At 72.5% G+C, this 23,946-nt stretch carries 22 protein-coding genes and 1 pseudogene; 12 read left to right on the top strand and 11 right to left on the bottom strand.

Annotated features, from left to right (window positions below):
* The first annotated feature begins 443 nt into the window (after positions 1 to 443).
* The 3 genes from AB0A94_RS30505 to AB0A94_RS30495 all read left to right on the top strand — a co-directional run bounded on the left by AB0A94_RS30505 (position 444) and on the right by AB0A94_RS30495 (position 3,061).
* Positions 444 to 1,811: an erythromycin esterase family protein gene (locus tag AB0A94_RS30505; RefSeq protein WP_361749170.1), complete on the top strand. Its 1,368-nt coding sequence runs from the start codon at positions 444 to 446 to the stop codon at positions 1,809 to 1,811.
* Between the two features lie 234 nt (positions 1,812 to 2,045).
* Positions 2,046 to 2,351: a hypothetical protein gene (locus AB0A94_RS30500; RefSeq protein WP_361749169.1), complete on the top strand. Its 306-nt coding sequence runs from the start codon at positions 2,046 to 2,048 to the stop codon at positions 2,349 to 2,351.
* A gap of 131 nt (positions 2,352 to 2,482) precedes the next feature.
* The gene (locus AB0A94_RS30495) at positions 2,483 to 3,061 is read left to right on the top strand and encodes a hypothetical protein (protein WP_361749168.1); all 579 of its coding nucleotides are present in this window, start codon (positions 2,483 to 2,485) and stop codon (positions 3,059 to 3,061) included.
* 245 nt (positions 3,062 to 3,306) lie between these two features.
* On the opposite strand, the gene AB0A94_RS30490 is transcribed toward AB0A94_RS30495, so the two are convergent.
* The 6 genes from AB0A94_RS30490 to AB0A94_RS30465 all read right to left on the bottom strand — a co-directional run bounded on the left by AB0A94_RS30490 (position 3,307) and on the right by AB0A94_RS30465 (position 9,266).
* Entirely contained in the window at positions 3,307 to 3,975 is a 669-nt protein-coding gene (locus tag AB0A94_RS30490; RefSeq protein ID WP_361749174.1) for a Scr1 family TA system antitoxin-like transcriptional regulator, read from the bottom strand.
* Positions 3,976 to 4,179: 204 nt separating this feature from the next.
* Positions 4,180 to 5,127 carry a hypothetical protein gene (locus AB0A94_RS30485; RefSeq protein WP_361749167.1) on the bottom strand — a complete coding sequence of 316 codons (948 nt, stop codon included), beginning with the start codon at positions 5,125 to 5,127 and terminating at the stop codon, positions 4,180 to 4,182.
* A gap of 188 nt (positions 5,128 to 5,315) precedes the next feature.
* Positions 5,316 to 6,152: an NAD(P)H-binding protein gene (locus AB0A94_RS30480; protein ID WP_361749166.1), complete on the bottom strand. Its 837-nt coding sequence runs from the start codon at positions 6,150 to 6,152 to the stop codon at positions 5,316 to 5,318.
* Between the two features lie 258 nt (positions 6,153 to 6,410).
* Positions 6,411 to 6,713, bottom strand: coding sequence for a hypothetical protein (locus AB0A94_RS30475; RefSeq protein ID WP_361749165.1), 303 nt, complete (start codon positions 6,711 to 6,713; stop codon positions 6,411 to 6,413).
* Positions 6,710 to 7,276, bottom strand: a complete 567-nt coding sequence (locus tag AB0A94_RS30470) for an RNA polymerase sigma factor (protein ID WP_361749164.1) — start codon at positions 7,274 to 7,276, stop codon at positions 6,710 to 6,712. The genes AB0A94_RS30475 and AB0A94_RS30470 overlap by 4 nt, the downstream gene beginning before the upstream one ends.
* A 256-nt stretch (positions 7,277 to 7,532) precedes the next feature.
* Positions 7,533 to 9,266, bottom strand: a complete 1,734-nt coding sequence (locus AB0A94_RS30465; protein WP_361749163.1) for an IclR family transcriptional regulator C-terminal domain-containing protein — start codon at positions 9,264 to 9,266, stop codon at positions 7,533 to 7,535.
* Between the two features lie 208 nt (positions 9,267 to 9,474).
* Here AB0A94_RS30465 and AB0A94_RS30460 point away from each other — a divergent pair, with 208 nt between their 5' ends.
* Together AB0A94_RS30460 and AB0A94_RS30455 are read left to right on the top strand one after the other, a co-directional pair.
* Positions 9,475 to 10,221: an aquaporin gene (locus AB0A94_RS30460; RefSeq protein WP_361749161.1), complete on the top strand. Its 747-nt coding sequence runs from the start codon at positions 9,475 to 9,477 to the stop codon at positions 10,219 to 10,221.
* Positions 10,222 to 10,250: 29 nt separating this feature from the next.
* A complete protein-coding gene (locus AB0A94_RS30455; protein ID WP_361749160.1) occupies positions 10,251 to 11,720 on the top strand; it encodes an aldehyde dehydrogenase family protein in 1,470 nt (489 codons plus the stop codon).
* A gap of 53 nt (positions 11,721 to 11,773) precedes the next feature.
* Here AB0A94_RS30455 and AB0A94_RS30450 read toward each other — a convergent pair whose 3' ends face one another.
* Positions 11,774 to 12,556, bottom strand: coding sequence for a hypothetical protein (locus AB0A94_RS30450; protein WP_361749159.1), 783 nt, complete (start codon positions 12,554 to 12,556; stop codon positions 11,774 to 11,776).
* Between the two features lie 286 nt (positions 12,557 to 12,842).
* Here AB0A94_RS30450 and AB0A94_RS30445 point away from each other — a divergent pair.
* A pseudogene (locus AB0A94_RS30445) lies at positions 12,843 to 12,995 on the top strand (deoxyxylulose-5-phosphate synthase); the annotation flags it as partial.
* 234 nt (positions 12,996 to 13,229) lie between these two features.
* Positions 13,230 to 14,600 carry a cellulase family glycosylhydrolase gene (locus AB0A94_RS30440; RefSeq protein ID WP_361749158.1) on the top strand — a complete coding sequence of 457 codons (1,371 nt, stop codon included), beginning with the start codon at positions 13,230 to 13,232 and terminating at the stop codon, positions 14,598 to 14,600.
* Positions 14,601 to 14,723: 123 nt separating this feature from the next.
* On the opposite strand, the gene AB0A94_RS30435 is transcribed toward AB0A94_RS30440, so the two are convergent.
* The 3 genes from AB0A94_RS30435 to AB0A94_RS30425 form a co-directional block, all read right to left on the bottom strand.
* A complete protein-coding gene (locus AB0A94_RS30435) occupies positions 14,724 to 15,968 on the bottom strand; it encodes a family 1 glycosylhydrolase (RefSeq protein ID WP_361749157.1) in 1,245 nt (414 codons plus the stop codon).
* A gap of 88 nt (positions 15,969 to 16,056) precedes the next feature.
* On the bottom strand, positions 16,057 to 18,420 hold the full coding sequence (locus AB0A94_RS30430; protein ID WP_361749156.1) for a family 78 glycoside hydrolase catalytic domain: 2,364 nt from the start codon (positions 18,418 to 18,420) through the stop codon (positions 16,057 to 16,059).
* Between the two features lie 175 nt (positions 18,421 to 18,595).
* Positions 18,596 to 19,219, bottom strand: coding sequence for a TetR/AcrR family transcriptional regulator (locus AB0A94_RS30425; RefSeq protein ID WP_361749155.1), 624 nt, complete (start codon positions 19,217 to 19,219; stop codon positions 18,596 to 18,598).
* Between the two features lie 245 nt (positions 19,220 to 19,464).
* Between AB0A94_RS30425 and AB0A94_RS30420 the strand changes: the two genes are divergently transcribed.
* Positions 19,465 to 20,931, top strand: coding sequence for an MFS transporter (locus AB0A94_RS30420; RefSeq protein ID WP_361749154.1), 1,467 nt, complete (start codon positions 19,465 to 19,467; stop codon positions 20,929 to 20,931).
* A gap of 9 nt (positions 20,932 to 20,940) precedes the next feature.
* Here the strand turns inward: AB0A94_RS30420 and AB0A94_RS30415 are convergent, their stop codons facing one another.
* Complete coding sequence (locus AB0A94_RS30415; RefSeq protein ID WP_361749173.1) at positions 20,941 to 21,846, bottom strand: AraC family transcriptional regulator; 906 nt, start codon at positions 21,844 to 21,846, stop codon at positions 20,941 to 20,943.
* Positions 21,847 to 21,998: 152 nt separating this feature from the next.
* Between AB0A94_RS30415 and AB0A94_RS30410 the strand changes: the two genes are divergently transcribed.
* Genes AB0A94_RS30410 through AB0A94_RS30395 form a run of 4 tightly spaced genes read left to right on the top strand, consistent with a single transcriptional unit; the run spans position 21,999 to position 23,934 of the window.
* Positions 21,999 to 22,559 carry a quercetin 2,3-dioxygenase gene (locus tag AB0A94_RS30410; protein ID WP_361749153.1) on the top strand — a complete coding sequence of 187 codons (561 nt, stop codon included), beginning with the start codon at positions 21,999 to 22,001 and terminating at the stop codon, positions 22,557 to 22,559.
* Between the two features lie 7 nt (positions 22,560 to 22,566).
* On the top strand, positions 22,567 to 22,713 hold the full coding sequence (locus tag AB0A94_RS30405; protein ID WP_361749152.1) for a DUF1427 family protein: 147 nt from the start codon (positions 22,567 to 22,569) through the stop codon (positions 22,711 to 22,713).
* The gene (locus tag AB0A94_RS30400; RefSeq protein ID WP_361749151.1) at positions 22,710 to 22,979 is read left to right on the top strand and encodes a DUF1427 family protein; all 270 of its coding nucleotides are present in this window, start codon (positions 22,710 to 22,712) and stop codon (positions 22,977 to 22,979) included. Before AB0A94_RS30405 ends, AB0A94_RS30400 begins: the two co-directional genes overlap by 4 nt.
* Positions 22,969 to 23,934, top strand: a complete 966-nt coding sequence (locus tag AB0A94_RS30395) for an amidohydrolase family protein (RefSeq protein ID WP_361749150.1) — start codon at positions 22,969 to 22,971, stop codon at positions 23,932 to 23,934. The genes AB0A94_RS30400 and AB0A94_RS30395 overlap by 11 nt, the downstream gene beginning before the upstream one ends.
* The last annotated feature ends 12 nt before the right edge of the window (positions 23,935 to 23,946 follow it).

The raw sequence follows: 23,946 nt of genomic DNA, 5'->3' as shown, positions 1-23,946 counted from the left end.
GGACGCGGTGGACGGCCTGGCTTTCGGTGTCCGCCCGGTCGCCGTGGGCGGGACGCTCGGCCGGGAGGTGGTGTCCGCCGGGGCGAGGGCGCACAGGAAGCGGGGGACCGCACACGCGGTCCGGGCCGGCTCGTTCTCATGTCCGGAGCCGAGCGCGCCCGGCGCCCGGGGGGCCGCACCCGCCCGAGGCGGGGCGTTGGGCGGGGAACCCCGACTCCCGGGCCCAGGCCGCTGTCTCGACCCGGTCACGGGCGCCGAGGTCGCCCTGGACGCTGGTGATACGGGGCCTCGTCGCGCCCACGCTGATGTGCAGGGCGGCGACCTCCGCGTGACCCCGCCCGCCCCCCCCGGGGGGCGGCCCTCGCCGAGTAGTGCCTGCGGTACCTGGGAGTGGGCAGCCCACGGGTTGGCGCACACCTGCGTGCGCACGGAAACCTACTGGCATGACACCACGCAAGGCAGCAGTGCTCTCCTCGGTTCTCTTCCTCTCCCTGAGTGCCGTGGCGGCCGGAACCCCGGCCACCGCCGGCCCGCCGGAACACTCCTCCGGCCCGACCGTGGGGAGCGTGGCCGACGCGATCGGGCGCAGCGCCCACACACTGAGGAGCACCGACCCCGAAGGCAGCCTGCGGGACTTGACCGCGCTGGGCCACATGGTGAAGGACGCCGAGGTGGTGGGCCTGGGCGAGGCCACCCACGGCTCCCGGGACTTCTTCCGGATGAAGCACCGGGTCCTGCGCCACCTGGTCGAGCGGAAGGGCTTCCGGACCTTCTCCCTGGAACTGCCCTGGAGCAGCGGCGTCCGCGTCAACGAGTACGTGCTGTACGGCAAGGGCGACCTCGACCGCATAGCACGCGAGGAGTTCCAGGGCTCCTACCGCATCTGGAACAACGCGGACTACCTGGACCTCATCGAGTGGATGCGCGCCCACAACCGCCACCACCCCACCGACCCGGTGCGCTTCGCGGGCAACGACATGGGTTACGCCGGACCGGAGCTGTACGACCGGGTGACCGACCACGTGGCCCGTACCCACCCGCACCTGAAGGCCCGCGTCACCGCCCTCTACGACGGCCTGACACCGGCCACCGACGCCGCCACGTACCTGGAGCGGTACCTCCAACTCCCCCTGACGGAACGCAGGAAGCGCGCCGAGCGCACCCTGGAGGCGTACGAACTGCTCCGCGACCAGCGCCCGGCCCTCGGCGAGAGCCGACGGGAACACATCTGGACGGTCCAGCACGCGAGGGCCATCCACCAGATGGCCCAGGGCTATTCCTACGACATCACCGACGAGGCCCAGGTCACGGAGATGATGAAGTACCGCGACCGGGTGATGGCCGAGAACGTGGCCTGGTGGCACCGCCACACCGGCGACCGGATCCTGCTGTCGGCCCACAACACCCACGTCTCCTACGACGCCTTCGACCCGCGCTACCCGAAGACCCAGGGCGCGTTCCTGCGCGACGCGCTGGGCGGGGACTACGTCAGCATCGGCTTCAGCTTCCACAGCGGCGCCTTCAAGGCGTTCGGCACCGACGACGACGTGATCCGCACCTACCGCGTGGACGCCGCGAAGCCGGGCTCCAACGAACACACCCTGGACCGGGCCCACCAGCGCGATTACATCCTGGACATGCGCACCGCCCCCCGCTCCGTGCGCACCTGGCTGGCCGAGCCCCGCCCCACCTGGAACGTGGGCGCCGGCTGGCCCGACCCCGTGGAATACAGGATCGCCCTCGGCGAGGCCCATGACATCCTCATCCACCTGAACAAGGTCGAGGCGACCACGTACCTGGGCAACCCGTGATCCCCGACCGGCTCCGGTGTGAGAACGACCGCTCGCGCCCGCACGTGATGTCGCGGTGCCGCGCGTGTTCTGCGGCACCCTGCCGACGGACCTGTCCGTGCCCGGCCTGCTCACCGAACCGACCGTCGGCACAGGCCACTTCCGCACCATGTTCCCCACCACCGCACGCCACGCCGCCCAACGCTGGCTCGCCACCGGGGACGGCCGGAGCTGGAGCCCACCGACGACGACGGCATGGCCACAGCCTCCCTCCTCATCGCGGAACTGACCGCCGACGCCGCCCTGCACGGCCGGGTGCAGGGCAGGAACGCACGCCTCGCCCTGACCCTGACACCCACGACCCTGCGGATCGGAGTCACCGACGCACGGGGCGAACATCTGCCCCTGCCGACCCCGGACTCAGGGACAGGGGCCGACGGCGAGTCCGGACGGGGCCTGCTTCTCGTCGCCTCCTGGGACCGGTACAACTGGGACCCCGGAAAGGCCACTCCGATCGGGCCGACGACCGTCACCGACGCGGACATGGCCCGACTGCACTAGGAGTACGACATGAGAGGCGGTGGGACGGTGCGGCACCACGACCTGGGAACCGAACCCGAACCACTCCCCGATCCCGCCGACCCCGGACGGGACGGCACGCGCACGGACCCCGGACGCAACGGAGAGGCCCGGTGAGGCACGTGTCCGCCGGGGCGACCGGCCCCGCGCGCACGGTCGTGTCGCTCGTCGGCGCACTGTGCGCCGGGACGCTGCTCTGCGCCCTGACCGCCTGTTCGCCGTCATCATCCCCGACCTCCTCCTCGAAGGAGACGGCAACCCGTGACGAGGCCGACGGCGGACAGCGGGTCCCCTACTGGATCAAGGGGGTGACACCGGAGGAGGTCGCCGAGCGGCTGCACGTCACGGTCCCCGCCGGGGCCACCGACCGCAGGGCCGCCCACCAGAAGGGCTTCCAGGACGACGGACTGCTCCTCGCGTTCACCCTGCCCGGGACGGACACCGGGGAATTCGTCGAGGACCTGGCCCCGGAGAACCCCCTGTCGCACCGCAAGGCCCCCCTCCCGTCGGCCGCGGAGGTGGAGCAGACGACACCCTTCACCCGCCTCGGCCTGAAGGAACCGGAGACACTTGCCGATGTGACGGAAGGCCCGGTCTGTGCCCCCTGCCAGGGCGATCTGGACTCGTTGTTCGTCGCCGTGCACCCGGTCGACGCCCAGCACAGCCGTGTCTACCTGCGGGGAGTGGACTGAGACCCGGAGCCTACGCCAGCACGGACGACCCTCATGCCTTCCGTGCCGAGACGGCCGATGAGCCCCCGCAGGACCACAAGGGACGGACTTCCGGCCACGGCCCGGTCTCCGCAGGCTGCCTACAAGGTCACCTCAGCACATCGAAGGCTCCGCTTTTCTGAGCGGACGGCATGACAACGGGCTGGTCCGGGTCACCTGAAGTGAGTCGGACCAGCCCGTTGTCGCGCTCAGGAATCCCAGTGGTGCTATACGGCCAAGAGCGCCACGAACGTGGCCCACTCGTCCCGGCCGATCCGCAGCATGGTCCCGTCACACAGGGCTTTCGAGTCCCGTACGTACACGACGTCGAGGCCGGCGGCCACCTCCACGCAGTCGCCGCCGTCCGATCCGCTGTAGCTGCTCTTGAACCAGTGCAGCCCGTCCACGTTCTCGGTCACCTGCTCCACGCTCACGTCTCTCCCACCATCCGCTCGATGAGTCGTGCAGACTCCTCGACGTTCAGGGCCCGCGAACACCGCCCGCGCATACGCTTCCGTCTGCAACAACCCCGGCACCAACAGCGGATCGTACGAGAAGCGACTGACGACCTCCGCCTCGATGAGCGCGAAGTTGCGGAAGAAGCGCGGCAGTTTCGCCCGGTCCACCTCGTCCTGGAGCACCTCCAGGACCCCGCCCGCCTCCAGCACCCGGTCCGCCGCCCTCGTGAACGCCGCCTTCGCCGGCCGTCGCCCCTGCTCGACCGAGGCGACCTGCTCCAGCGAGTAGTCGATGGCCTCACCGAGCTGCTGCTGATTCAACCCGGCCCGTTTGCGCAGATGCTGGAGCAGCCTTCCGTACGCCGACCAAGCCCTCGGCAGATCATCCCCGCCCTCCTCCTTCGCCTTCGCCGCCCGACCGCCCCGCGTCTCCCGCACCGTGCTCACACCCTCACGTCCTTCCGTCCCGGAACGCACCCTGCCCACCCGCACCGCAGCGGCGCCCGACCCGCCGCCGGGCCTTGTTCAACGCGAGCCGCAACGTCGCGGGCACGGCACCGGACCCGTACACCAGCCGTACCACCCGCGGACGCACTGCTCGATGGCCGTAGCGCTCCCTGGGGTTCGTCGCCTTGCGGGCTGTCACTCGCGCGGTTCGCGTCGAGCGTCTCTCCGACGGCTGGGAGGAAGGCTCCTGACGACAGTCGGCCGCGTGCGTGGACGGCCGAGACGTGAACGGTCCTCTCGTGTCGACCGTGTCCTCGGTCGTGGACCGGGGTCACGCATGAGCTCAGGGGCGCCCGCTTCCTCCGTGTCGGCACCCGGAAGCCGGCGGCGGATCACCATGACGACCGCGGTGACGATGGCGGTCACCGACACGGCGAGTCCGCCCAGACCGGTGATCGCGCCCGCCACCCACTGCCACGAGTCCTTGATCCAGGAGAACCAACTGCCGTCGCCGGGCGGTGCCGCCACCTCGACGCGCGATGTCATCGGCGGCTTCTCGAGGAGCACGGTGTCGCCATCGCGGAAGTAGGCGGTCACGGTGAGGGCGATGCCGACCTTCCCGGCGTGCCGCGCGCTCACGTCCCACATCCAGGTCGCCCTGTCCTTCCCGGAGAGGACACTCTGCCGTTCCGACGACAACGGCGTGCACCGCACCCCGGCGCCTGAGCAGTGCAGCTTCACTCCGATCTGGGACCCCGCGCTGACCGGAGCCTGCGTCTCACCGGGACCGGGGCGGCGCCAACTGCCCAGGACCTCGACGCGGAACGAGCGCGGTTCCGCACCGGCCACGAGACCCAAGGACCTGGTGTCCGTGTGAATGAGCTGGCCCTTGAAGAGTTGCCGGCGAGCCTGGCTGATCTCCTCGACGTAGGTTCTCTGGTCTCCCGGCCCGTCGTCGCTGCTGTACAGCGTTGCGAACAGCCCCGAAACGAGGGCGACCAGCACCGCGAGCGTCGTCCACGGGAAGCAGCCGAGTCCGCCGGAAGCCCCGGTGGAGGCCCAACCGGAAGCCGCGGCCTGCCGCAACCACTCTCGCCCGTGCTCATGAGCCGGACCGGGCTTCGGCTCCGATGACGCAGGCATGGCTCCCTCATGGATGTCGAATGCCGCGAACACGGTGACGCGTTCCTCGCAGATCACTCCATGGTCCACCAACTGCCATGCTCAGTGGTGTGATTCAGGCAGGAAGGCGGTACCACTGATGTTCTGCGGCCGGGTGGCGAGGCGAGCGGCTGCCGGTGGCCACTGCGACGCCGCCGGAAGACGGACCGTCAGCGGAACGCGGCGACGTTCTCCGTGGCCCACCGCGCGAAGGGCAGGGCAGGGGAGCCGGTGACTCGCGGAACCGTGTCGTGCACCGTGAGCAGTTCGTCGTTGACGTCCCCGCCCATCAGGTCGAGCACCGCGTGCGCGGTCTGCGCTCCCATGAAGGGGGCCATCTGCCGGTGCGCCTCCTCCCGGCTGATCTCCTCGACGGACACCTCGTGCCCCAGGGCCGCCCCGATCGCCCGGGCCTGCTGCCGGGGTGTGATGCGTTCCGGTCCGGTCAGCGTGTACGTCCGCCCGTGATGACGACCCGGCTCGGTCAGTGACGCCCGGGCCACCGCCGCGATGTCGGCCGGGTGGACGGCGGGAAGCCCGGTGTCCGCGTAGGGCACCCGGATCGACCGGTGCTCCCGGATCGACTCCGCCCACCACAGGGCGTTCGACGCGAACTGGGTCGGACGCAGGACCGTCCAGCTCATCCCGCTGTCCTGGAGCAGCCGCTCGACGGCCAGGTTCTCGGCGGCGGCGGGCAGGTGCGGGTGGGTCCGCACCGTGAGGGAGGACACGAGCACCACGTGCTCCACGCCCGCCTGCCGGGCGGCCGTGAGGACGTCCGCGTCCGCGCCCATGCCCGGTACGAGGAACAGGGAGCGCGCTCCGTCCAGCGCCGGCTTCAGCGAGGCGGGCCGGGTGAGGTCACCCTCGACGGCTTCGACCCCGTCGGGGAACGAGGCCCGGGTGGCGTCCCGGGTCAGACCCCGCACCGGTCCGGCGCCGGACGGGCGCAACTGCCGCACCAGAGCGCTTCCGATGTTTCCGGTGGCACCCGTCACGAGGATCATCGTCGTCTTCTCCTGTCGTCGGCCGGTGATCGCGCCCGCCGCACGCTAGGACCTCAACCAAGGCTCAGGTCAAGCGGAGGGCCCGGGCCGAGGCCGACAAGGTGAGGACTTCGGGCGACGCAGGCCCCCGGAGTCTCGGAGACGACCCTTCCTGACGGCGCATCGGTGGATGCGCGGCCGCTTCGACGTCGCGGTGTGTGAGGCGGGCGTGGAGCCTGCCCGCAGCCGATGCCCTCCGAGGGCTGCCGGGCAGGTGGTTCACGTCGAGGCGGTGCCGCCCGCCTTCGTCAGGGTGCAGACGCCGTCCGTGCAGCTGCGTTCCAGACGGCCGCGGGAGACGGTCTGCGCCAGGTCGATCACCCAGCAGGCCGGGCAGCCGCGGAGGGCGACCAGGCCCAGGGGTGCGGCCAGCAGGGCGGCGGGGCCGGCGAAGGGCACCAGGGCGATCGAGCCGGTGATCAGGCCGAAGCCCAGAACACCGCGCAGCAGGTGCCGGGGGACGGAGGAGATGGCGGAGTCCGCCTCCGCGCGGACGGGCTTGCCGGTTTCGGCGGTCTTCACGGTGGTGCCTCTCCTTCGGCTGCTTCATCGGTCGCCAGGGCTTGCCGCAGAGCGGCCCGGGCCCGGTGGAGCCTCGATTTCATGGCCGCGTTGCTCAGGCCGAGCGACTGTGCGACGAGACGGCCCGGATACCCCTGGACGTCTCTCATGATCAGCACCTGCCGCTGGTCGCGGGGGAGACCGCTGACCGCGGCGGCGATCCGCTCGGCGTCCAGCCGCCGCAGCACCGAGGTCTCCGCGGAGGGTGCCGGCTCGCTGCCGGCCTCTTCGGTGACGGAGGCGGAGGTGAGCAGCCGTAGGTGCCGCAGGCATTCGTTGCGCACGATGCGGAACATCCAGGAGGCCAGGGCGCCGGACGCGCGGAGCGTGCCGATCTTCCGGTAGAGGATGATCAGTGCTTCCTGAGCCGCGTCCTCGGCGTCCTGCGGTGTGGCGCACAGCGACAGCGCGAACCTGCGCACATGGGGCTGCGACTCCACGATCACAGCGGTCAGCGAACTGATGTTGCCGTCCTGGGCGGCCTTGACCAGCCGCTCGTCGGGCCAGGGGGAACCGCGGCTCATGCGTCCTGCTCGTGTCCGGTGATCTGCCGTCGTGACCGGCGCGGATCAACCACGGCTCCGGTTCCTCCGCTTGAGCAACGTCACGCTGCACATGCAGACCAGCAGTACACCGGCCACGGCGATGATCGCGATCGTCATGCTTCGTTCCTCCTGGTGTCCGCCGGCCCGCTCGGCCGGTTCACGGATAAGAGGCGGCGGGGGCGGAAAAGGATTCGGCGCCGCTGCGGCCGACGTGAGGACGGACCGCACGGAGCGGTCAGCCCGTCTGTACGGGGCCGTCGGCGAACGCGACCGCCAGGTCCGACTCGATGCGGGCGGCGCAGGCGCGCAGTGCGGGGAGGAGGGTGTCCCTGGTGTGCTCGGGCGGCTCGGGGCCGGCGTGCAGGGCGATGTTCACGGCTGCGACGGCCCGCCCGCTCCGGTCCCGGACCGGTACGGCCAGCGAGCGCAGTCCCGCCTCCAACTCCTGCTCGACCAAGGCGTGTCCCTCACGGGCGACCCGGTCCAGGGCGGCACCGAGCGCATCGGGCGAGGTGAGGGTGTGCGGGGTCAGGGCCCGGGGGTGCGAGGCGTCGATGCGTTCCCGCCGGTCCGCCTCGGGCAGGTCCGCGAGCAGGACCCGGCCCATGGAGGTGGCGTACGCGGGCAGCCGCGTGCCGGGCATGATCCGGGCGCTGGTGATCTGCTGGACGGCGGCCCGGGCCACGTAGTGGACCTCGGTGCCGTCGAGGACCGCGAGTGAGGCCGACTCCCGTGCCCGCCCGGCCAGTTCGGTCAGATGGGGCTGGGCGATGTCGGCGAGGGTGAGGGCGGACAGCCGTGCGTAGCCGAGTTCCAGGACGCGCGGGGAAGGCAGGAAGCGGCGGCCGAGCTGTTCCACGTAACCCAGTTGACGGAGGGTCAGGAGGTTGCGGCGGGTGCTGGGGTACGAGAGCCCGGCGGCCTCGGCGGCCTCGGCGAGGGTGAGTCCGCCGCGCCGCCGGCCGAGCGCGGTCAGGACGGCGAGGCCCCTGGCCAGTGCCTGCAGGAAGGACGGTCCCAGTTCGGGCTTGGCATCGGCATAGGCGGAGGCAGGGGCGGGGGCGTGGGCGAGGACGGGTGTGGGGGTGGTGGGCGGCGCGGCGGCTTCCTCCGAGGTGCCGTACAGCGCGTCCGCGATGTGCCGGGCCTCCTCCTCCATCGTGGCCAGCGCGTGCGCGCGCAGTTCGTCGCCGCTGTGGCGGCTGGTGTGCGCGAGCACGCTGATCGCGCAGACAGGCCGGCCGCCGGGGTCGCGTACCGGGACCGCGAGCGCGACCAGACCGGGAGCGACCAGCTGGTCGTCCAGCGCCCAGCCGTCCGCGTCGGCCGCCGCGGTCCAGGCGGCGAAGTCGGCCTCCGTCCGCTCGGGGGGAGGAGGGGTGCGGCGCGCGGGAACGGCCGGGAAGGTCTCGTCCAGCGGATCCGCGGCACGGCGGGCCCGCCACGCGTCGTACGTGTCGGGCTGCCAGCCGGCGGCGAGTACGGCACCGGCCGCGCAGCGCTCGGCGGGCAGCAGGTCGCCGACGCGGAAGCCCAGGGGGATCATCCGGCCGGGCGGGACGGCCTTGCCGACGATGCGTGCGTCGCAGCCGTCGAGGACGATCGCCGAGACCGACTCGTCGAGGGTGCGGGCCAGCCGCTCCAGGCTCGGCCGCAGCGCCTGGGACAGGCCGCTCGCGTGCAGGTAGGCGTTGCCGAATTCCATCAGGCGCGGGGCGGGCACGAGGTCGCGTCCCACGGCGCGCAGGTGGTCGAGGTGGGTCAGGGTCGCGGTGATCCGGTCCACGGTCGATCGCGCCAGGCCGGTCGCGCGGGCGAGATCGCTCGGGCGTACGGAGTGGGGGGCGTCCGCGACGATCCGCAGCACGGCCAGTCCGCGCTCCAGCGGGCCGGCGGCTTCCGCGGGGGAGTCGGCCGGCGCGGGGGCCGTCGGCGCCTCCGGTGCCGCCTTCGAAACGCCCGGCGCCATGGCACTTCCTCCTGTATGTCGGCTTCCCGGCGCATGAGGCCGTACCCGTCTTCGGGAGAACGCTACCGGCCATTGACAGCGTCCCGGCGATCGCACAGACTCGGCGCACTCGGTCAATGAAAGTAAGTTCACTCAGCGAAAAAACAGCGGCCCGGTGTGCTGCGGGACGCATTCCGCCGGGCCGCCCCTTCCCCTGATGAGGACTCCCATGAGCACTTCCGCCCGGAGCCGCGCGGATCTCGTCCGGCACAGCGCGTACGAGTTCGCGCTGACCACGGTGCTTCTCTTCGCGGTGGTGAGCCTGATCCGCTGGCTGGCCCTCCCCGGGTCGCCGCTGGCGGTCGGCGACCCCCGGACCCTGTTCGCCGTCGCGGGAGTCGCGGTCGCCGCGCTCATCGCGGGCCTGATGTACTCGCCGCCCGGCCGCGCATCCGGGGGCCACATGCACCCCGGCGTCACCGTTTTCCTGTGGTCGAGCGGTCTTCTTCCGTCCCGCGCCGTCCTCCCGTACGTCACCGCGCAGCTCGCCGGATCCGCGGCCGGTACCGCGCTGGCCGGGCTGGTGTGGGGCGGGGCCGTGCGCCAGGTCGGGCACGGGGCCGTGCACCCCGCACCCGGGACGGGTACGGTCGAACTGTTCCTCGTCGAGGGCGCCGCGCTCGCCGCGGTCTTCGTGACGGTGGCGCTGGTGATGAGCAGACCCGCCCTGGGGGCGCTGATCCCGGCGGTCATCGGCATCGGAGTGGGCGTGGTCGTCGCGACCCTGGGCACCGTGACCGGCGCGAGCATCAACCCGGCGCGCGCCTTCGGACCGGCCCTGCTCTCCGGGACGTACGAGCACTTCTGGAACTACATGATCGCGCCGGTGGCCGCCCCGGCCCTCGTCGGTCTCGCCCACCGTGCCCTGCGCACCCGCCGGGCGACCGGCCCCGCACCCTCGCCCGCCCAGGCCTGAGTCCCATATCCCCTGTACAGGAGCATCTCGTGTCCGTCTCCCGAGGACTGATCATCAACGGCCAGGAGGTCCCCGCCTCCTCCGGCCGCACCACGTCCGACACCAATCCCTGGACCGGCGCCGTCTGCGCGGAGGTCGCCGCGGGCACCCCGGACGACGTACGCCGTGCCGTGGACGCCGCCGACGCCGCGTTCGAGGCGTGGGCCGCGACCAAGCCGGCCGAACGCCGCCGGATCTTCCTGCGCGCCGCGCAGCTGATGACCGAGCGCACCGAGGAGGTCGTACGGCTGATGGCCACGGAGGTCGGCGGCGTCGCCCCCTGGGCGGGCTTCAACGCCCACCTGGCCGCCGGCATCCTGCTGGAGGCGGCGGCCGAGGTGAGCCGCCCGACCGGCCAGATCCTCGCCACCGACGCCGACGGCGTCCTCTCCACCCAGGTGCGGGTGCCCAAGGGGGTGATCGCCGCGATCTCGCCGTGGAACGCGCCGGTCATCCTCGGCGTCCGTGCGGTGGCGCTGCCCATCGTGATGGGCAACACCGTGGTGATGAAGCCCAGCGAGGACGCGCCGATCGCCTGCGGCCTGCTGATCTCGGACGTCCTGCACGAGGCGGGACTGCCCGCGGGCGTGCTCAACGTCGTCACCAACGACCGCGCCGACGCGGCCGAGGTGGTCTCCGCGCTGATCTCCGACCCCCGGGTGCGGATGGTCAACTTCACCGGCTCCACGGAGGTCGGCCGCACCATCGGCGTCCAGGCCGCTCAGCACCTCAAGCCCGCCGTCCTCGAACTCGGCGGCAAGAACCCCCTGCTGGTGCTGGAGGACGCGGACGTCGACTACGCGGTGGACGCCGCGGTCTTCGGCTCCTTCATGAACGCGGGCCAGATCTGCATGTGCGTGGACCGGGTCATCGTCCACCGTGCGGTCGCCGACGAGTTCACCGCCAAGTTCGCCGCCCGCGTCCGGGCGCTGCCCTGCGGCGACCCGGGCGACCCGGGCACCGCGGTCGGCCCGGTCGTGAACGAGGCCGCCGCCCGCCGGGTCTCGGCGCTGGTCGCGGACGCGGTCTCCCGGGGCGCGGAACTGGCCGCGGGCACCGGCGAGATCGAGGAACCGGGCACCCTGATCCGCCCGGTCGTCCTCACCGGGGTCACCAAGGAGATGAAGATCTACTACGACGAGATCTTCGGCCCGGCGGCCGTCGTCCACGTCGTCGACGGCACCGACGAGGCCGTCGCGCTCGCCAACGACACCCCCTACGGGCTCACCGCGGGCGTCATCACCGAGAACCTGGCCAAGGGACTGGAGGTCGCCGGCCGGCTGCGCACCGGCATCGTCCACGTCAACGACCAGTCCATCGCCGACGAACCGCAGGCCCCCTTCGGCGGCGTGAAGAGCTCCGGCTACGGCCGCTTCGGCGGACAGGCCGGCGCCGAGGCCTTCACCGACACCCGCTGGGTCACCGCGCAGGCCAGGGGCCACGCGCACTTCCCGATCTGACGGGCGGGCGCCCGGCCGGCGGATTCACCGGCCGGGCGGGCACGCACGCGGGATCAGCGGAGCGTGGTGGGGTCGAGGACCTGGTCGGGCGGCGGCGGGGTGGTGTCGACGGGCTTGTCGTGGTCGGTGAAGGTGAGGTCCATGGACACATCACCGCCTGTGGCCGTGGCCCGCAGGAGGTGGGGCTCGCCCTCCTTGGCGATGTAGACGGTCGTGGTCTCGGTCGTGGTCCTCTCGGTGAGCACGGCGACCGGCCGGCCGCCCACGGTGGCATCGGCCTCGCGGGTGGCGCTTCCGTCGGACAGGGGGTCCAGTCCCTCGAGCAGGGCGTCGAAACCGCCGCACATGCGCCCGAGGATCTCCGACATCCCTCTGGGTGGCTTGATCCAGCGGCCCGTGAAGAGGTCGACCATCTCCTCGGCCTGCTCGGCTGTCATCCCGCGGCTGAAGGTGGCCCGCCAGAAGTCCTCCCCGGCCTTGACGTGGACGAGGGAACCCTTCTTGATGATGCGCATGGCGCCGGGGGAGGTGTCCACCGTGCCGTTGCAGGAGCCGTGGACGTCCATGGCCAGGTCGACCTCCATCTGTCGGCCGTCGCTGTCGGCCTTGCCGATGAAGCGCATGCTGGTGGTGTTCCCGAGGGCTTCCCGGGCCTGATGGTCGATCTGCTCAAGCGTCATGGTGTCGAACGCGTGCTTCGCCCCGGTCGCCGACGCGGTGCTCTTCGCGTCGGCCCCGGTACCGTCCGGGCCGCAGCCGGTGAGGATCACGGTGGTGACGGCGCACAGTAACGCGGTGGCGGCGCGGCGGGTGATGTGGTGCTTCACGTGCTTCACGTGCGGGTTTCCCTCCCCTGTTGAACCTCGCTGACTGTATGCGGTCAAGGCTCGGCATGTGCGGGCGAGGGCGGGGAAGGCCGCGGACGACGTGACGCGCGCCCGTCGGCGAGGCGAGCGGAGCGGCGGAGCGGCGGAGCGGCGGCGAGCCGGATCAGCACGAGCCGGACGCCCTCGCGGCGGGCGTCATCGCATGGCTACGGGCCGAGGTTGCTCACGGCGGCGCGCGCCAGATCCTCGGTGGTGCGGGCCAGGCGCTCCGGCGTCTCGCCGTCGTCCCGGGCGTCTGCTGCACGCGGGAGCCCACTTCCACAAGAGCTGCTGCGGCGGGCCCGGGTACCGCCCGCGCACGCTGAGGGAGGTGCGCGAGCGGATGGCGTACGCCCGCCGTGCCGGCGAGCCCTTCGCCGAGGCGCTCGTGCGCCGCGAGGTGCCGTGACGGGGGAACCGAGCCGGTTGGCCGTGTCGACCAGGACGGCCAGGGCGGCGGTCCGGGCGTCGACGGCCCCGTCCGCCTCCGTCTGAACAGCGGTCACCCGCGCCGCGGCATTCTTCGGCCGTCACACGGCTATCGCGCATCGGCGCACCGGTGTACGGTCTCGGGCCGACGGGCTTTGGGAGCGCTCCCATCGCGTGTATCACGCTGTACTCGCATCGCATGAGGAGGAACGCTGTGAAACGCTTTTTGGCCTTACTGGCCACCTGCGCGACGGTCCTGGGCCTCACGGCACTGTCCGGTCCGCAGGCGGCGGCCGCCACCGGCTGCAGGGTCGACTACACGGTCGCCAGCCAGTGGCAGGGCGGCTTCCAGGCCGGAGTGAAGATCACCAACCTGGGCGACCCCGTCTCCGGGTGGACGCTCGGGTTCACCATGCCGGACGCCGGGCAGAAGGTCGTCCAGGGCTGGAACGCCACCTGGGCGCAGTCCGGCTCCGCGGTCACCGCCACCGCTGTCGACTGGAACCGCACGCTGGCCACCGGCGCGACCGCCGACGTGGGATTCACCGGCTCCTTCACGGGTGCCAACCCGCGGCCCACGGCGTTCACGCTCAACGGCGTCGCCTGCACGGGCTCCGTCGAAGAGCCCCCGCCCACCCCGGGCGACGGCACCCCCGTGGACGTCAACGGACAGCTCCACGTCTGCGGAGTGAACCTGTGCAACCAGCACGACCGCCCCATCCAGCTGCGCGGCATGAGCACCCACGGCATCCAGTGGTTCAACCGGTGCTACAACACCGCGTCCCTGGACGCGCTCGCGAAGGACTGGCGGTCGGACCTGCTGCGCATCGCCATGTACGTGCAGGAGGACGGTTACGAGACCGACCCCGCGGGCTTCACCGGCCGCGTGAACAGCCTCGTCGACATGGCCGAGGCCCGTGGCATGTACGCCGTGATCGACTTCCACACCCTCACGCCGGGCGACCCGAACTTCAACCTCGACCGCGCGAAGACGTTCTTCGCCTCCGTCGCCGCCCGCAACGCCGGCAAGAAGAACGTGATCTACGAGATAGCCAATGAGCCCAACGGCGTGAGCTGGGCGGCCATCAAGAGCTACGCCGAGCAGGTCATCCCGGTGATCCGGGCCGCCGACCCGGACGCCGTCGTCATCGTCGGCACCCGCGGCTGGTCCTCGCTGGGAGTCTCGGACGGCTCCAGCGAGAGCGAGGTCGTCGACAACCCCGTCAACGCCACCAACATCATGTACGCGTTCCACTTCTACGCCGCGAGCCACAAGGACAACTACCGCGCCACGGTGAGCCGGGCGGCCTCGCGACTGCCGCTGTTCGTCTCCGAGTTCGGCACGGTGAGCGCCACCGGCGGCGGAGCGGTGGACCGGGCGAGCAGCACGGCCTGGCTGGACCTGCTCGACCAGCTGAGGATCAGTTACGCGAACTGGACCTACTCCGACGCCAACGAGGGCAGCGCGGCGTTCAGGCCCGGCACCTGCAACGGCACCGACTACAGCGGCAGTGGCGTGCTGACCGAGTCCGGGGCGCTGCTCAAGAGCCGGATCAGCACCCCTGACAACTTCCCCACGAGCTGACCTCCGACGGGGGTCCGGCCGGCCGGACCCCCGTCCCACCGACCGGGAGCGCTCCCCGTCGCCGTTCGCCCCCGCGTCCCCACCCCTGCCCGGTCGATCGCCGGCTCAGCTCCGGGCGCCGGGTCACACGTGCGGGCCCCGGTGGCGCCGCACCACGTCCGCGTACGCCTTCGCGCTCGGCTTCGGGCGGCGCTCGAAGGTGTCGCGGTCGACCTCGTGGAGCCCGAGCTGGGCGCCGTACCCGAAGATCCACTCGAAGTTGTCCATGAGCGTCCAGTGGCAGTACCCGAGGACGGGCGTCCCCGCGCGCACCTCGGCCGCGAGGTGTTCGACGGCGGCGGGGACGAAGGCGGCGCGCTGCGCGTCGTCCGGGGTCTGGATGCCGTGTTCGGTGACGAGGACCGGCACCCCCGCCACCTCGTGGGCGTAGCGCACGGCGCCCGCGAGGGACGCGGGCTCGATGACGGTGCCCATCCCGTTGCGTTCGCCGTCGGGCGTCACCTCGCCGTCGGGGCCGTGGACGATCCGCTCGTAGTTCTGCACACCGATGAAGTCGTCGTGGCGTGCCTCGCGCAGCCAGTGGTCGTAGACGGCGGCACGCTTGGCGTCCCGGCGTTCCTCACCGCCCGGGAGGGCCACTTCGTCGGCGATGGCGATGGAGACGCCGACGGGCAGGTCGGCGCGGCGGGCCTTGATCGCGTCGCGGGCGGCCCGGTGCGCCCGGGTGAACGCGGCCTGGAACTCGTCCTGCCGGTGGGCGGGGATGACGTTCGCACTGGCGTAGGTGTCGCTCCCGGCGGCGTGTGCGGCCGCCTCGAGCATCCGGGCCTTGAGCGTCTCGGCCTCGGCGGGGAGCTTCGCGCCCGCCTGCAGCAGCTGTTCCAGGTTGGGCTCGTTCAGGGTGACGCCGCAGGCGATGCGGTCGCCGAAGCGCGCCATCACGCGGTCGCACTGCTCGGCGAAGCGGTCGGCGGCGTCGGCGGCGGTCCAGGAACCGGCCGCGGCGAACCAGTGCGGTGCGGTGAAGTGGCTGAACGTCACCAGGGGGGCGAGCCCGCGTTCGAGGCAGCCGTCGACCTTGCGCTCGTAGTGGTCGAGGGCCTCGGCGGAGACGACGCCGCGCTCGGGTTCGACGCGGGCCCACTCGACGGAGAACCGGAAGGCGTTGAGCCCGAGGCCCGCGGCCAGGTCGAGGTCCGTCGCCCACCGCTGGTAGCCGCGGCACGCCGGACCGCTCGGCTCGCGGAACAGCGAGGGTGTCGTGTGCTCCAGGAACCAGGTGTCACTGGCGCTGTTGTCGCCCTCGTTCTGGTGTCCCGCGGTGGCCACGCCCCACAGGAAGGTGTCGGGCAGGCTGGTGTGGGTCATGTGTGTGCTCCTCGTACTGGGTCGGGTGAGGCGGTCGTCGGACGTCACCGCGTGGCCGTCGGACGTCACCGCGTGGCCGCGTCGGACGTCACCGCGCGGTCCCGGGGGACGGCGCGGTCCCGGGGAGCGGCGCGGTCCCGGGGAGCGGCGTGGTCCCGGGGAGCGGCGTGGTCCCGGGGAACGGCGTGTAGAAGGTGTGCCGGCCGGGTCCGGCCTCCACGGGCTCCGCATCCGGGAGGTCGACCAGCGCGGTGACGTCGGGCGGCACGACGACGTCGACGCGCAGCCGGTCGCCCTCCCGGCTCCACCCGGCCTCGGCCCGGCCGTACGGCGTCTCGTGTTCGGCCCGGGCCCAGGTGAGGCCGCCTCCGGGGCGGGGACGGACCAGCAGCCGCCGGTAGCCCGGCTCGGCGGGAGCCAGACCGGCCACGGTGCGGTGCATCCAGTCGGCGACCGCGCCGAGCGCGTAGTGGTTGAAGGAGGTCATCTCGCCGGGGTTGACGCTGCCGTCGGGAAGCATGCTGTCCCAGCGTTCCCACACGGTGGTGGCGCCCATGTCGACCTGGTACAGCCAGGACGGGCACGCCCGCTGCGTCAGCAGCCGGTAGGCGGTGTCCACGTGTCCGGTGCCGGCCAGCGCGTCGCACACCAGGGGGGTGCCGAGGAACCCGGTGCCGATGCGGTGGCCGCGCTCCGCCACCAGGGCGGCCAGCCGGCGTCCGGCCTCGGCGCGCTCGGCGTCGTCCTCGAGCAGCCGGAAGCACAGGGCGAGGGCGTAGGCGGTCTGCGTCTCCTCCGTCAGGCGTCCGCCGCCGGCGTGGAAACGGGCGAGGAAGGCGTCGCGGACCGCGTCGGCCAGGGCGTGGTGGCGGACGGCTTCGTCGTGGTCGTCCAGGACCTCCGCGGTGCGGGCCAGCAGCCGCGCGGAGTGCGCGAAGTACGCCGTGGCGACCAGGGCGGACGACGTCATCGCGCGGCCGGGGTCGTCCGCCGGGGCGGTCGGGTCCAGCCAGTCGCCGAACTGGAATCCCTCGCCCCAGATCCGGTCCGGTCCGGCCAGGCGGTCGACGGCGTCGACCCAGGCGCGCATCGACGGGTACTGGGCGCGCAGCACCTCCGTGTCGCCGTAGCGCTCGTACAGCACCCAGGGCACGACGACGGCCGCGTCGCACCAGCCGGCCATCGGCGGGTTGCCGGGCGGGATCGGCACCGGGGTGATCACCGGGATGTCGGGGCTGAACACCGGCGGCACGCGCCGTTCGTCGGCGCCCTGGTCGGCGGCGAGGTCGCGCAGCCAGGAGCGCAGGAAGTCGCGGACGTCGTGGAGGAAGGCGGCGGTGGGGGCGAAGACCTGGACGTCCCCGGTCCAGCCGAGCCGTTCGTCGCGCTGCGGGCAGTCGGTGGGCACGTCGACGAAGTTGCCGCGCATCCCCCACACCACGTTCTCGTGCAGCCGGTTCAGGGAGGCGTCCGAGCAGGAGAACCAGCCCGTGCGACGCAGGTCGCTGTGGACGACCACGGCCGTGACGTCGGCCGGGTCGAGGTCGCCGGGCCAGCCCTCGACGTCGGCGTAGCGGAAGCCGTGGAAGGTGAAGCGGGGTTCCCACTCCTCGCCCGCCGGGTCGCCGCGCAGGACGTAGCGGTCGGTGGCGACGGCGTGCCGCAGCGGGCGCGTGCAGAGGTCGCCGTCCTCGAGGACCTCCGCGTGGCGGAGGGTCACCGTGCGGCCGGCCTCGCCGCGGACCCGGATGCGCAGCCGTCCGACGAGGTTCTGGCCGAAGTCGAGGACCGTGCGCCCGGTGGGCGAGGTGGTGACCGCGACGGGCGCGAGGTGTTCGGTGCGGCGCACCGGCGGGCTGTCGGCGGGGAAGAGGACGGTGGTGTCGAAGTCGACGACGTCGGCCGGCTGCCACGCCGAGTCGTCGAATCCGGCTTCGCTGAAGCCCGTCCGTTCCCGGCGGGCGTCGTACTCCTCGCCCTCGTACAGACCGGCGGCGAGGACCGGCCCGGCGCTCCAGCGCCAGCCGTCCCCGGTGGTGACGGTCCCGGTGGTGCCGTCGGCGTACTCGAGGTGCAGTTCGGCGAGGAGCCCGGTGCGCTCGCCGTAGACGTCCCGGGTGCCGCCGTTGAAGCCGAGCAGGCCCCGGTACCAGCCGTCGGCGAGGTGGGCGCCCCAGGCGTTGCGGCCCTCGCGGACCAGGGGGGTGACGTCGAAGGACTGGTAGCGGTGGCGGTGGCGGTAGCTCGTCCAGCCGGGGGCCAGCACGTGGTCGCCCACCGTGGTGCCGTTGAGCTCCAGTTCGTACACGCCGAGGGCCGTGACCAGGAGCCGCGCGGACCGTACGGCCGTCCGCGCGGTGAACTCGCTCCGTAGCAGCGCGGCCGGGCGGGCACCCTCGGCGGGCGCGGACGTGCGGGGGCTGACGACGCGTGCGGTCCAGTGGTGGTTCATGGCGCCCTTCTCGGCGGTGGCGGGGGAGCAGGCACGATCATGCAGCGAACACCTAGTGATTGCTAGGTGTTCGAGTGCGTGACGTGCGCCACGCGCGGGGTGCCGTCCGGGGTGTTAAGTCATGCTCATGACAATCAAACGGAACCGCCGGGCTCCGTCGGCTCCGAAGGGGTGTCTACAGCCCCCGCCCGTCCGTGGAGATGCCCCGCAGCAGGCGGTCGAGGTGGGCGCGCATGACCGCGATCAGGTCGAAGGACCGCCCCGAGGCCAGCCACTGCTGCTGCAGGCCCGCGTCCACGGCGACGCACTCGCGGGCGATGCCCTCGTGGTCCAGCCCGGGGAGCAGCTCGCCGCTGTCGCTGCCGGCCCGCAGCCGGTCGGCGAGCTCCGCGACGCCCTTCTCCTGCCAGGTGGTGAAGTGGTCGTGGGCCGGATGGTCGGGCGCGGTGGCCTCGGCGGTCAGCACGACCGCCAGTTCCACCATGCCGGGCATGCCGAGCGTCTCGGCCGTGTCCTCCAGGTGGCAGCGGAAGGCGTCCCGCACCGAGTCGGAGACGCGCTCCCAGCGCACGTCCATGCGTTCGTGCCAGTACTCGACGACCGCGAGCAGCAGCTGCTGCTTGTCGCGGAAGTGGTGCAGCAGTCCGGCGTCGGTGATCTCGGCGTCCCGTGCGACGCGGGCGAGGGAGGTCTTGCGGTAGCCGTCCCTGCCGAAGCGCAGCAGGGCGGCCTCCAGAATCTGCGTGCGCCGCGCCCGGCCCGCCGTGTAGTGGCCGCGGGGTCCCCTGGGTGTCGCCATGCCAGAACAGTACCGGCGGGGTGCGGGGCGGCGGCCGGCCGTGCCCTCTGTGCGCCGACTGTGTGAGGTGGGCCACACTCTCGAAACCTAGCGGTCACTAGGTGTTCGGGTCATCATCGACCCACGCGACGACAGGTTGCCGCGCTGTCACATCCCCGTGAACCACGCGTCACGACCGCCTGTCCTCCGCCCTTCCCCCACATGCTCCCCCCTTCCTTCGGCACCTCCGTGAAAGGAGGGCTGGCATGACGACGCCGTCATCAAGCCCCACGGTCGACCACGCGCCCCGCGACCCCGCGGACGGACGGTGGACACCCCGCCTGGTCCTGATCCTCATCGCACTCGCCTGGCCGACCCAGTTGCTCGCCGCGGGCGGCATCCTCGGCGCCAACGCCGTCGCGGGCGTCGCCCAGGCGTTCCACACCACCCAGGTGGTGTGGTTCGGCCTGACCCTCACCCTGGTGTCGACCCTGCTCACCCCCTTCGTGATCAAGCTGGGCGACCTGTACGGCAAGCGGCGCGTCATGCTCGCGATGACGGCCCTGGGTGCCCTCGGCGAACTGCTGGCCGCGCTGGCCGGCAGCTTCTGGCTGGTCCTCGCCGGCCGGGCGATCGCCGGGTGCTACGGGCCCTTCGGCGCCCTGTCGTTCGCCGCCGTGCGGGACGTCTTCCCGTCCCGGCTGGTGAAGCAGGCGAGCGGCATCATGGGCAGCAGCGTCGGCCTGGTGGCCCTCGGCTCCCCGTTCCTCGCGGGATGGCTGATCGACACCTGGGGGTACCGCGGGGTCCTGTGGTTCCTCGCCGTCGCCACCGCGGTCGCCTTCGCGCTGATCGCGCTGCTGGTCCCGGAGACCCCCCGGCACGCCTTCGGGTCCCGTCTCGACTGGCCGGGCGGCCTGGTCCTCGGCGGTGGCCTGACGGCCGTGGTCTACGCCCTCGGCCAGGGGCAGAGCTGGGGCTGGGCGGACGTGCGGACCCTGGGCTGGCTCGGTGCGGGGGCCGCCGCGCTGACCGCCTTCCTGATCGTCGAGCGCTCCAGCGCCCACCCGATCCTGGACCTGCGGGTCCTGCGCCGCCGCCCGGTCGCCCTGGCGCTGACGGCCGGCGGTCTCGGCCAGACGGTCGCCTTCACCATGCCGGGCCTCGCCATCCTGCTCGCCCTGTACCCCGCCATCCCGGGCGTCTCGGACGGGCTCGGCTGGACGGCCCACCACAACGCCGTCGTCAGCGTGAGCTGGAACCTGGTGATGTTCGGCACCGGCATGCTGGTCAGCCGGTACCTGCGCCGCTTCGACGCGCGCCGGGTGTGGTGCGCGGGCCTCGCGGTCATGGCCGTCGGCTACACCCTCGTGGGCTTCTTCCACGGCGACGAACTCCAGCTCGTCGTCACCTCCTGCGTCGCCAACCTCGGCTCCGGCGTGGTCGTCGCGGTGGCGCCGGTCCTGGTGATCGGCGTGGTCTCGCCCGACGAACAGGGGCTGGGCAGCGGCATGCTCAACATGCTCATCAGCCTGTTCGGCGCCGTCGTGACCGCCGGTGCCTACGCCGTCCTCGGCGCGAACAGCACCACCGTCGAGGGCACCGCCTTCTACCTCGACGCCGGTTACTCCGGGATCTTCTGGCTCGGCGCCGCGGTCACGGCCGTGGCCCTGGTGCTCTCCGTCTTCATCCCGCGGCTGCGCGACCCCGAGGAGGACCCCGCCGGCGGCTGACCTCCGCCCTCAGGGCCTCGTCAGCGACCGGAACCCGGTCGGCGTCATGCCGGTGTGCTGGCGGAAGAAGGCGCTGAAGACCGTCGGATAGGTGAACCCGAGGTGCTCGCCGATGGCGGCGGGCGGCAGCGAGCTGTGGACCAGCAGACGCTTCGCCTCCAGCAGCACCCGGTCGTCGATGTAGCGCTTGGCGCCGCAGCCGAGGGCCGCCCGGGTGGCCCGGGTCAGGGTGCGGGGACTGTAGCCGAGCCGGGCGGCGTAGTCCTCGACCCGGTGGGTCCGGCGGAAGTCCTCCTCGACGGCCGCACGGAACAGCTGGAACGGTTCGCCGCCGCCGTCACGCCCCCGCCGCCGCGGGTCGGCGAGACGGACGAGCCGGATCAGGATCACCGACAGCAGGTTCCGCAGCGTCTCGACGTACGCCTCCAGCGACAGGTCGGACAGCGCGGCGTGCTCCTCGACCAGGGCGTCCAGGAGCCGCAGCAGGGCTCTCTGCCGCGGCTCGTCCGGCGTGACGAGGCGGTGCGGGACGTGCGCGCCGTCCCGGATGAGCGCGTCCGTCGCCGCGCCGGGGAAACCCGTCGGGAAGACCAGGACGGTGGCGTCGCAGCCCCGGTGCCCGTCCGGGAACCGGAGCACCTGTCCGGGCCACACCCACAGCCAGTCACCCGGCGTGAGGAGGTACGAGGTGAAGTCCACCGAGCACGCGAGCCGCCCGCCGCGGGCCGCGACGACCACGTGGAAGGCCGGACGTCCGGGCACCGTGAGGGGCAGCCCCCGCTCCTCGGCGCGGGCGGCGAGGCCCGGCAGGTCGAGGACCTCCAGACCCGGCGGCCTGCCGGGCGTCGGGAGGTAGGCCAGGGCGGGGACGCCGTCCGGTCCACGGCCCACGGGGAACTGTCCGTTTTCCTTCATCACGTGCCCGAGTGTACGCAGTCCGTCCCTCCCCGCCGGTCTAGCGTGAGGAGGACGGCCGACACGGGCGGGGCGCGGGCCGCCGACGCCCCGGCCGAGTCCCTTTTCCTTCTTTCCTTCTTTCTCCCACCTCTCCGACGGGAAGGACCACCATGACCATCGAGTTCGCCACCCGCTACCGCGAGCGCTCCCACATCCCGCCCGAGCCGGGCAAGCCGTACTTCATCGAGAAGGGCCGGGGCGACCGCGCCCACCTGTTCACCGACCTGTTCACCGTCTACGCCGGCGGCGAGCAGACCGAGAACACCTTCAACTTCTTCACCTGCGAGGGCCCGAAGGGCGACACCATCCCCGCCCACTCCCACCCCGACACCTACGAGGTCTTCTACATCACCGACGGCGCGGTGCGGCTGTTCGTCGAGGACCTCGAGGGCGAGCAGTACGAGAAGCTGCTCACCGCGGGCGACTTCGGGTTCGTGCCCAAGAACTGCCCGCACGCCTACCGCATCGAACGCCACCACAGCCGGATCGTCGGCGTGGCCGCGGGACCGGGCGGCACCTTCGAGCGGTTCTTCGAGAACCTCGGCACCCCCACCGAGGAACTCGGCCTGCCCCGGCGGCCGTTCGTGCCCGAGCCGCACAAGTTCGGCACCGTGCCGCAGCGGTACGACGTGACCTTCCTGCCCGGTCACGAGTGGCGCACCGGAAGCTGAGCGGTCCATGCCGTACCTGAAGGCACTGATCGCCGGAGCGCTGGTCGGCGTGGCCTACGTGCTGGTGCGGGTCGAGTCGCCCGCACCGCCCCCCGTCGCGCTGGCCGGACTGCTGGGCATGCTGCTGGGCCAGGCAGTGCTGGAGACCCTGTGAGCGCCGCCGGAGCCACGCGCGGCTTCCTCCGCAAGGCCGCCCTCTCCTTCGCGGCCGGCCTGCTCATGGGGGCGCTCTACTGGGCGATGGACCTCACCTCACCCGCCCCGCCGCTCCTCGGCCTGACCGGGCTGGCCGGCATCGTGCTCGGCGAACGCGCCGCCACCGCCGTACGCGACCGCCAGGCCCGGCGCCGTCCCGCCCCTCCTGCGTCCGCCGCAGAAGATCCGTCCGCCGCAGAAGAAGGAACCCCCCGTGTCCCCTGACACCCCCGGATACCTCGACGTCCACGCCCACTTCCTCACCGACTCCTACGTCCGCCGGGCCCGCGAGGCCGGACACGAGCTCCCCGACGGGGTCCCCGCCTGGCCCACCTGGTCGGCGGCCGCGCACCTGGAGCTGATGGACCGCTGCGGTATCGAGACCTCGATGCTCTCGATCTCCTCGCCGGGCGTCCACTTCGGCGACGACACCGCCGCCCGCCGCCTGGCCCGCGAGGTCAACGAGGCCGGCGCCCAGGCCGTACGCGACCACCCGGGCCGCTTCGGCCTGTTCGCCTCACTGCCGCTCCCGGACGTCGACGGCGCCCTGGAGGAGATCGCGTACGCCTACGACACCCTGCACGCCGACGGGGTGGTCCTGGAGACCAACACCCACGGCACCTACCTCGGCGACCCGGACCTGGAGCCCGTCTGGGCCGAGCTCGGCCGGCGCCGCGCCGTCGTCTTCCTGCACCCCACGTCCCCGGTGTGCTGGGAGCGGTCCGCCCTCGGACGCCCCCGGCCGATGATCGAGTTCATCTTCGACACCGCCCGCACCGTCACCGACCTGCTCATGGCCGGGACGCTGGACCGCCACCGCGGCCTCACGGTGATCGTGCCGCACTGCGGTGGCGCCCTGCCGGTGCTGGCCGACCGCATCGACGGCTTCATGAAGATGTTCATGCCCGAGGGCACCGCGGCCCCCGGCGCCGTCGAACAGCTCCGCCGCCTCCACTACGACCTCGCGGGACCCGCGCTGCCCCGCCAGCTCCCCGCCCTGCTGAACCTCGTCGGCAGCGACCGGCTCCTGTACGGCAGCGACCACTGCTGGACCCCCGCCGCCGGGGTGGAGGCCCACGTCGCGGGCCTGGACGCCGCCCCGGCACCCGACGGCGCCGGCAGCTGGCGCGCGCTCACCACCGCCAACGCCCGCCGCATCCTGCCCCGTACGGCCCGCTGACGTAAGGCACCC

Origin of the sequence: Streptomyces sp. NPDC044984 (assembly GCF_040646935.1) — a bacterium.
Classification (GTDB): domain Bacteria; phylum Actinomycetota; class Actinomycetes; order Streptomycetales; family Streptomycetaceae; genus Streptomyces.
The sequence above is the reverse complement of the archived record's forward strand: the minus strand, read 5'-3'. Positions and strand labels throughout refer to the sequence as shown.

Coding starts and splice junctions, on each gene's coding strand:
- AB0A94_RS30405 (WP_361749152.1), top strand. CDS start 22,567: ATGCCGTACCTGAAGGCACTGATCGCCGGAGCGCTGGTCGGCGTGGCC.
- AB0A94_RS30460 (WP_361749161.1), top strand. CDS start 9,475: ATGAGCACTTCCGCCCGGAGCCGCGCGGATCTCGTCCGGCACAGCGCG.
- AB0A94_RS30465 (WP_361749163.1), bottom strand. CDS start 9,266: ATGGCGCCGGGCGTTTCGAAGGCGGCACCGGAGGCGCCGACGGCCCCC.
- AB0A94_RS30435 (WP_361749157.1), bottom strand. CDS start 15,968: ATGACCCACACCAGCCTGCCCGACACCTTCCTGTGGGGCGTGGCCACC.
- AB0A94_RS30470 (WP_361749164.1), bottom strand. CDS start 7,276: ATGAGCCGCGGTTCCCCCTGGCCCGACGAGCGGCTGGTCAAGGCCGCC.
- AB0A94_RS30425 (WP_361749155.1), bottom strand. CDS start 19,219: ATGGCGACACCCAGGGGACCCCGCGGCCACTACACGGCGGGCCGGGCG.
- AB0A94_RS30485 (WP_361749167.1), bottom strand. CDS start 5,127: ATGCCTGCGTCATCGGAGCCGAAGCCCGGTCCGGCTCATGAGCACGGG.
- AB0A94_RS30480 (WP_361749166.1), bottom strand. CDS start 6,152: ATGATCCTCGTGACGGGTGCCACCGGAAACATCGGAAGCGCTCTGGTG.
- AB0A94_RS30415 (WP_361749173.1), bottom strand. CDS start 21,846: ATGAAGGAAAACGGACAGTTCCCCGTGGGCCGTGGACCGGACGGCGTC.
- AB0A94_RS30500 (WP_361749169.1), top strand. CDS start 2,046: ATGGCCACAGCCTCCCTCCTCATCGCGGAACTGACCGCCGACGCCGCC.
- AB0A94_RS30430 (WP_361749156.1), bottom strand. CDS start 18,420: ATGAACCACCACTGGACCGCACGCGTCGTCAGCCCCCGCACGTCCGCG.
- AB0A94_RS30410 (WP_361749153.1), top strand. CDS start 21,999: ATGACCATCGAGTTCGCCACCCGCTACCGCGAGCGCTCCCACATCCCG.
- AB0A94_RS30505 (WP_361749170.1), top strand. CDS start 444: ATGACACCACGCAAGGCAGCAGTGCTCTCCTCGGTTCTCTTCCTCTCC.
- AB0A94_RS30420 (WP_361749154.1), top strand. CDS start 19,465: ATGACGACGCCGTCATCAAGCCCCACGGTCGACCACGCGCCCCGCGAC.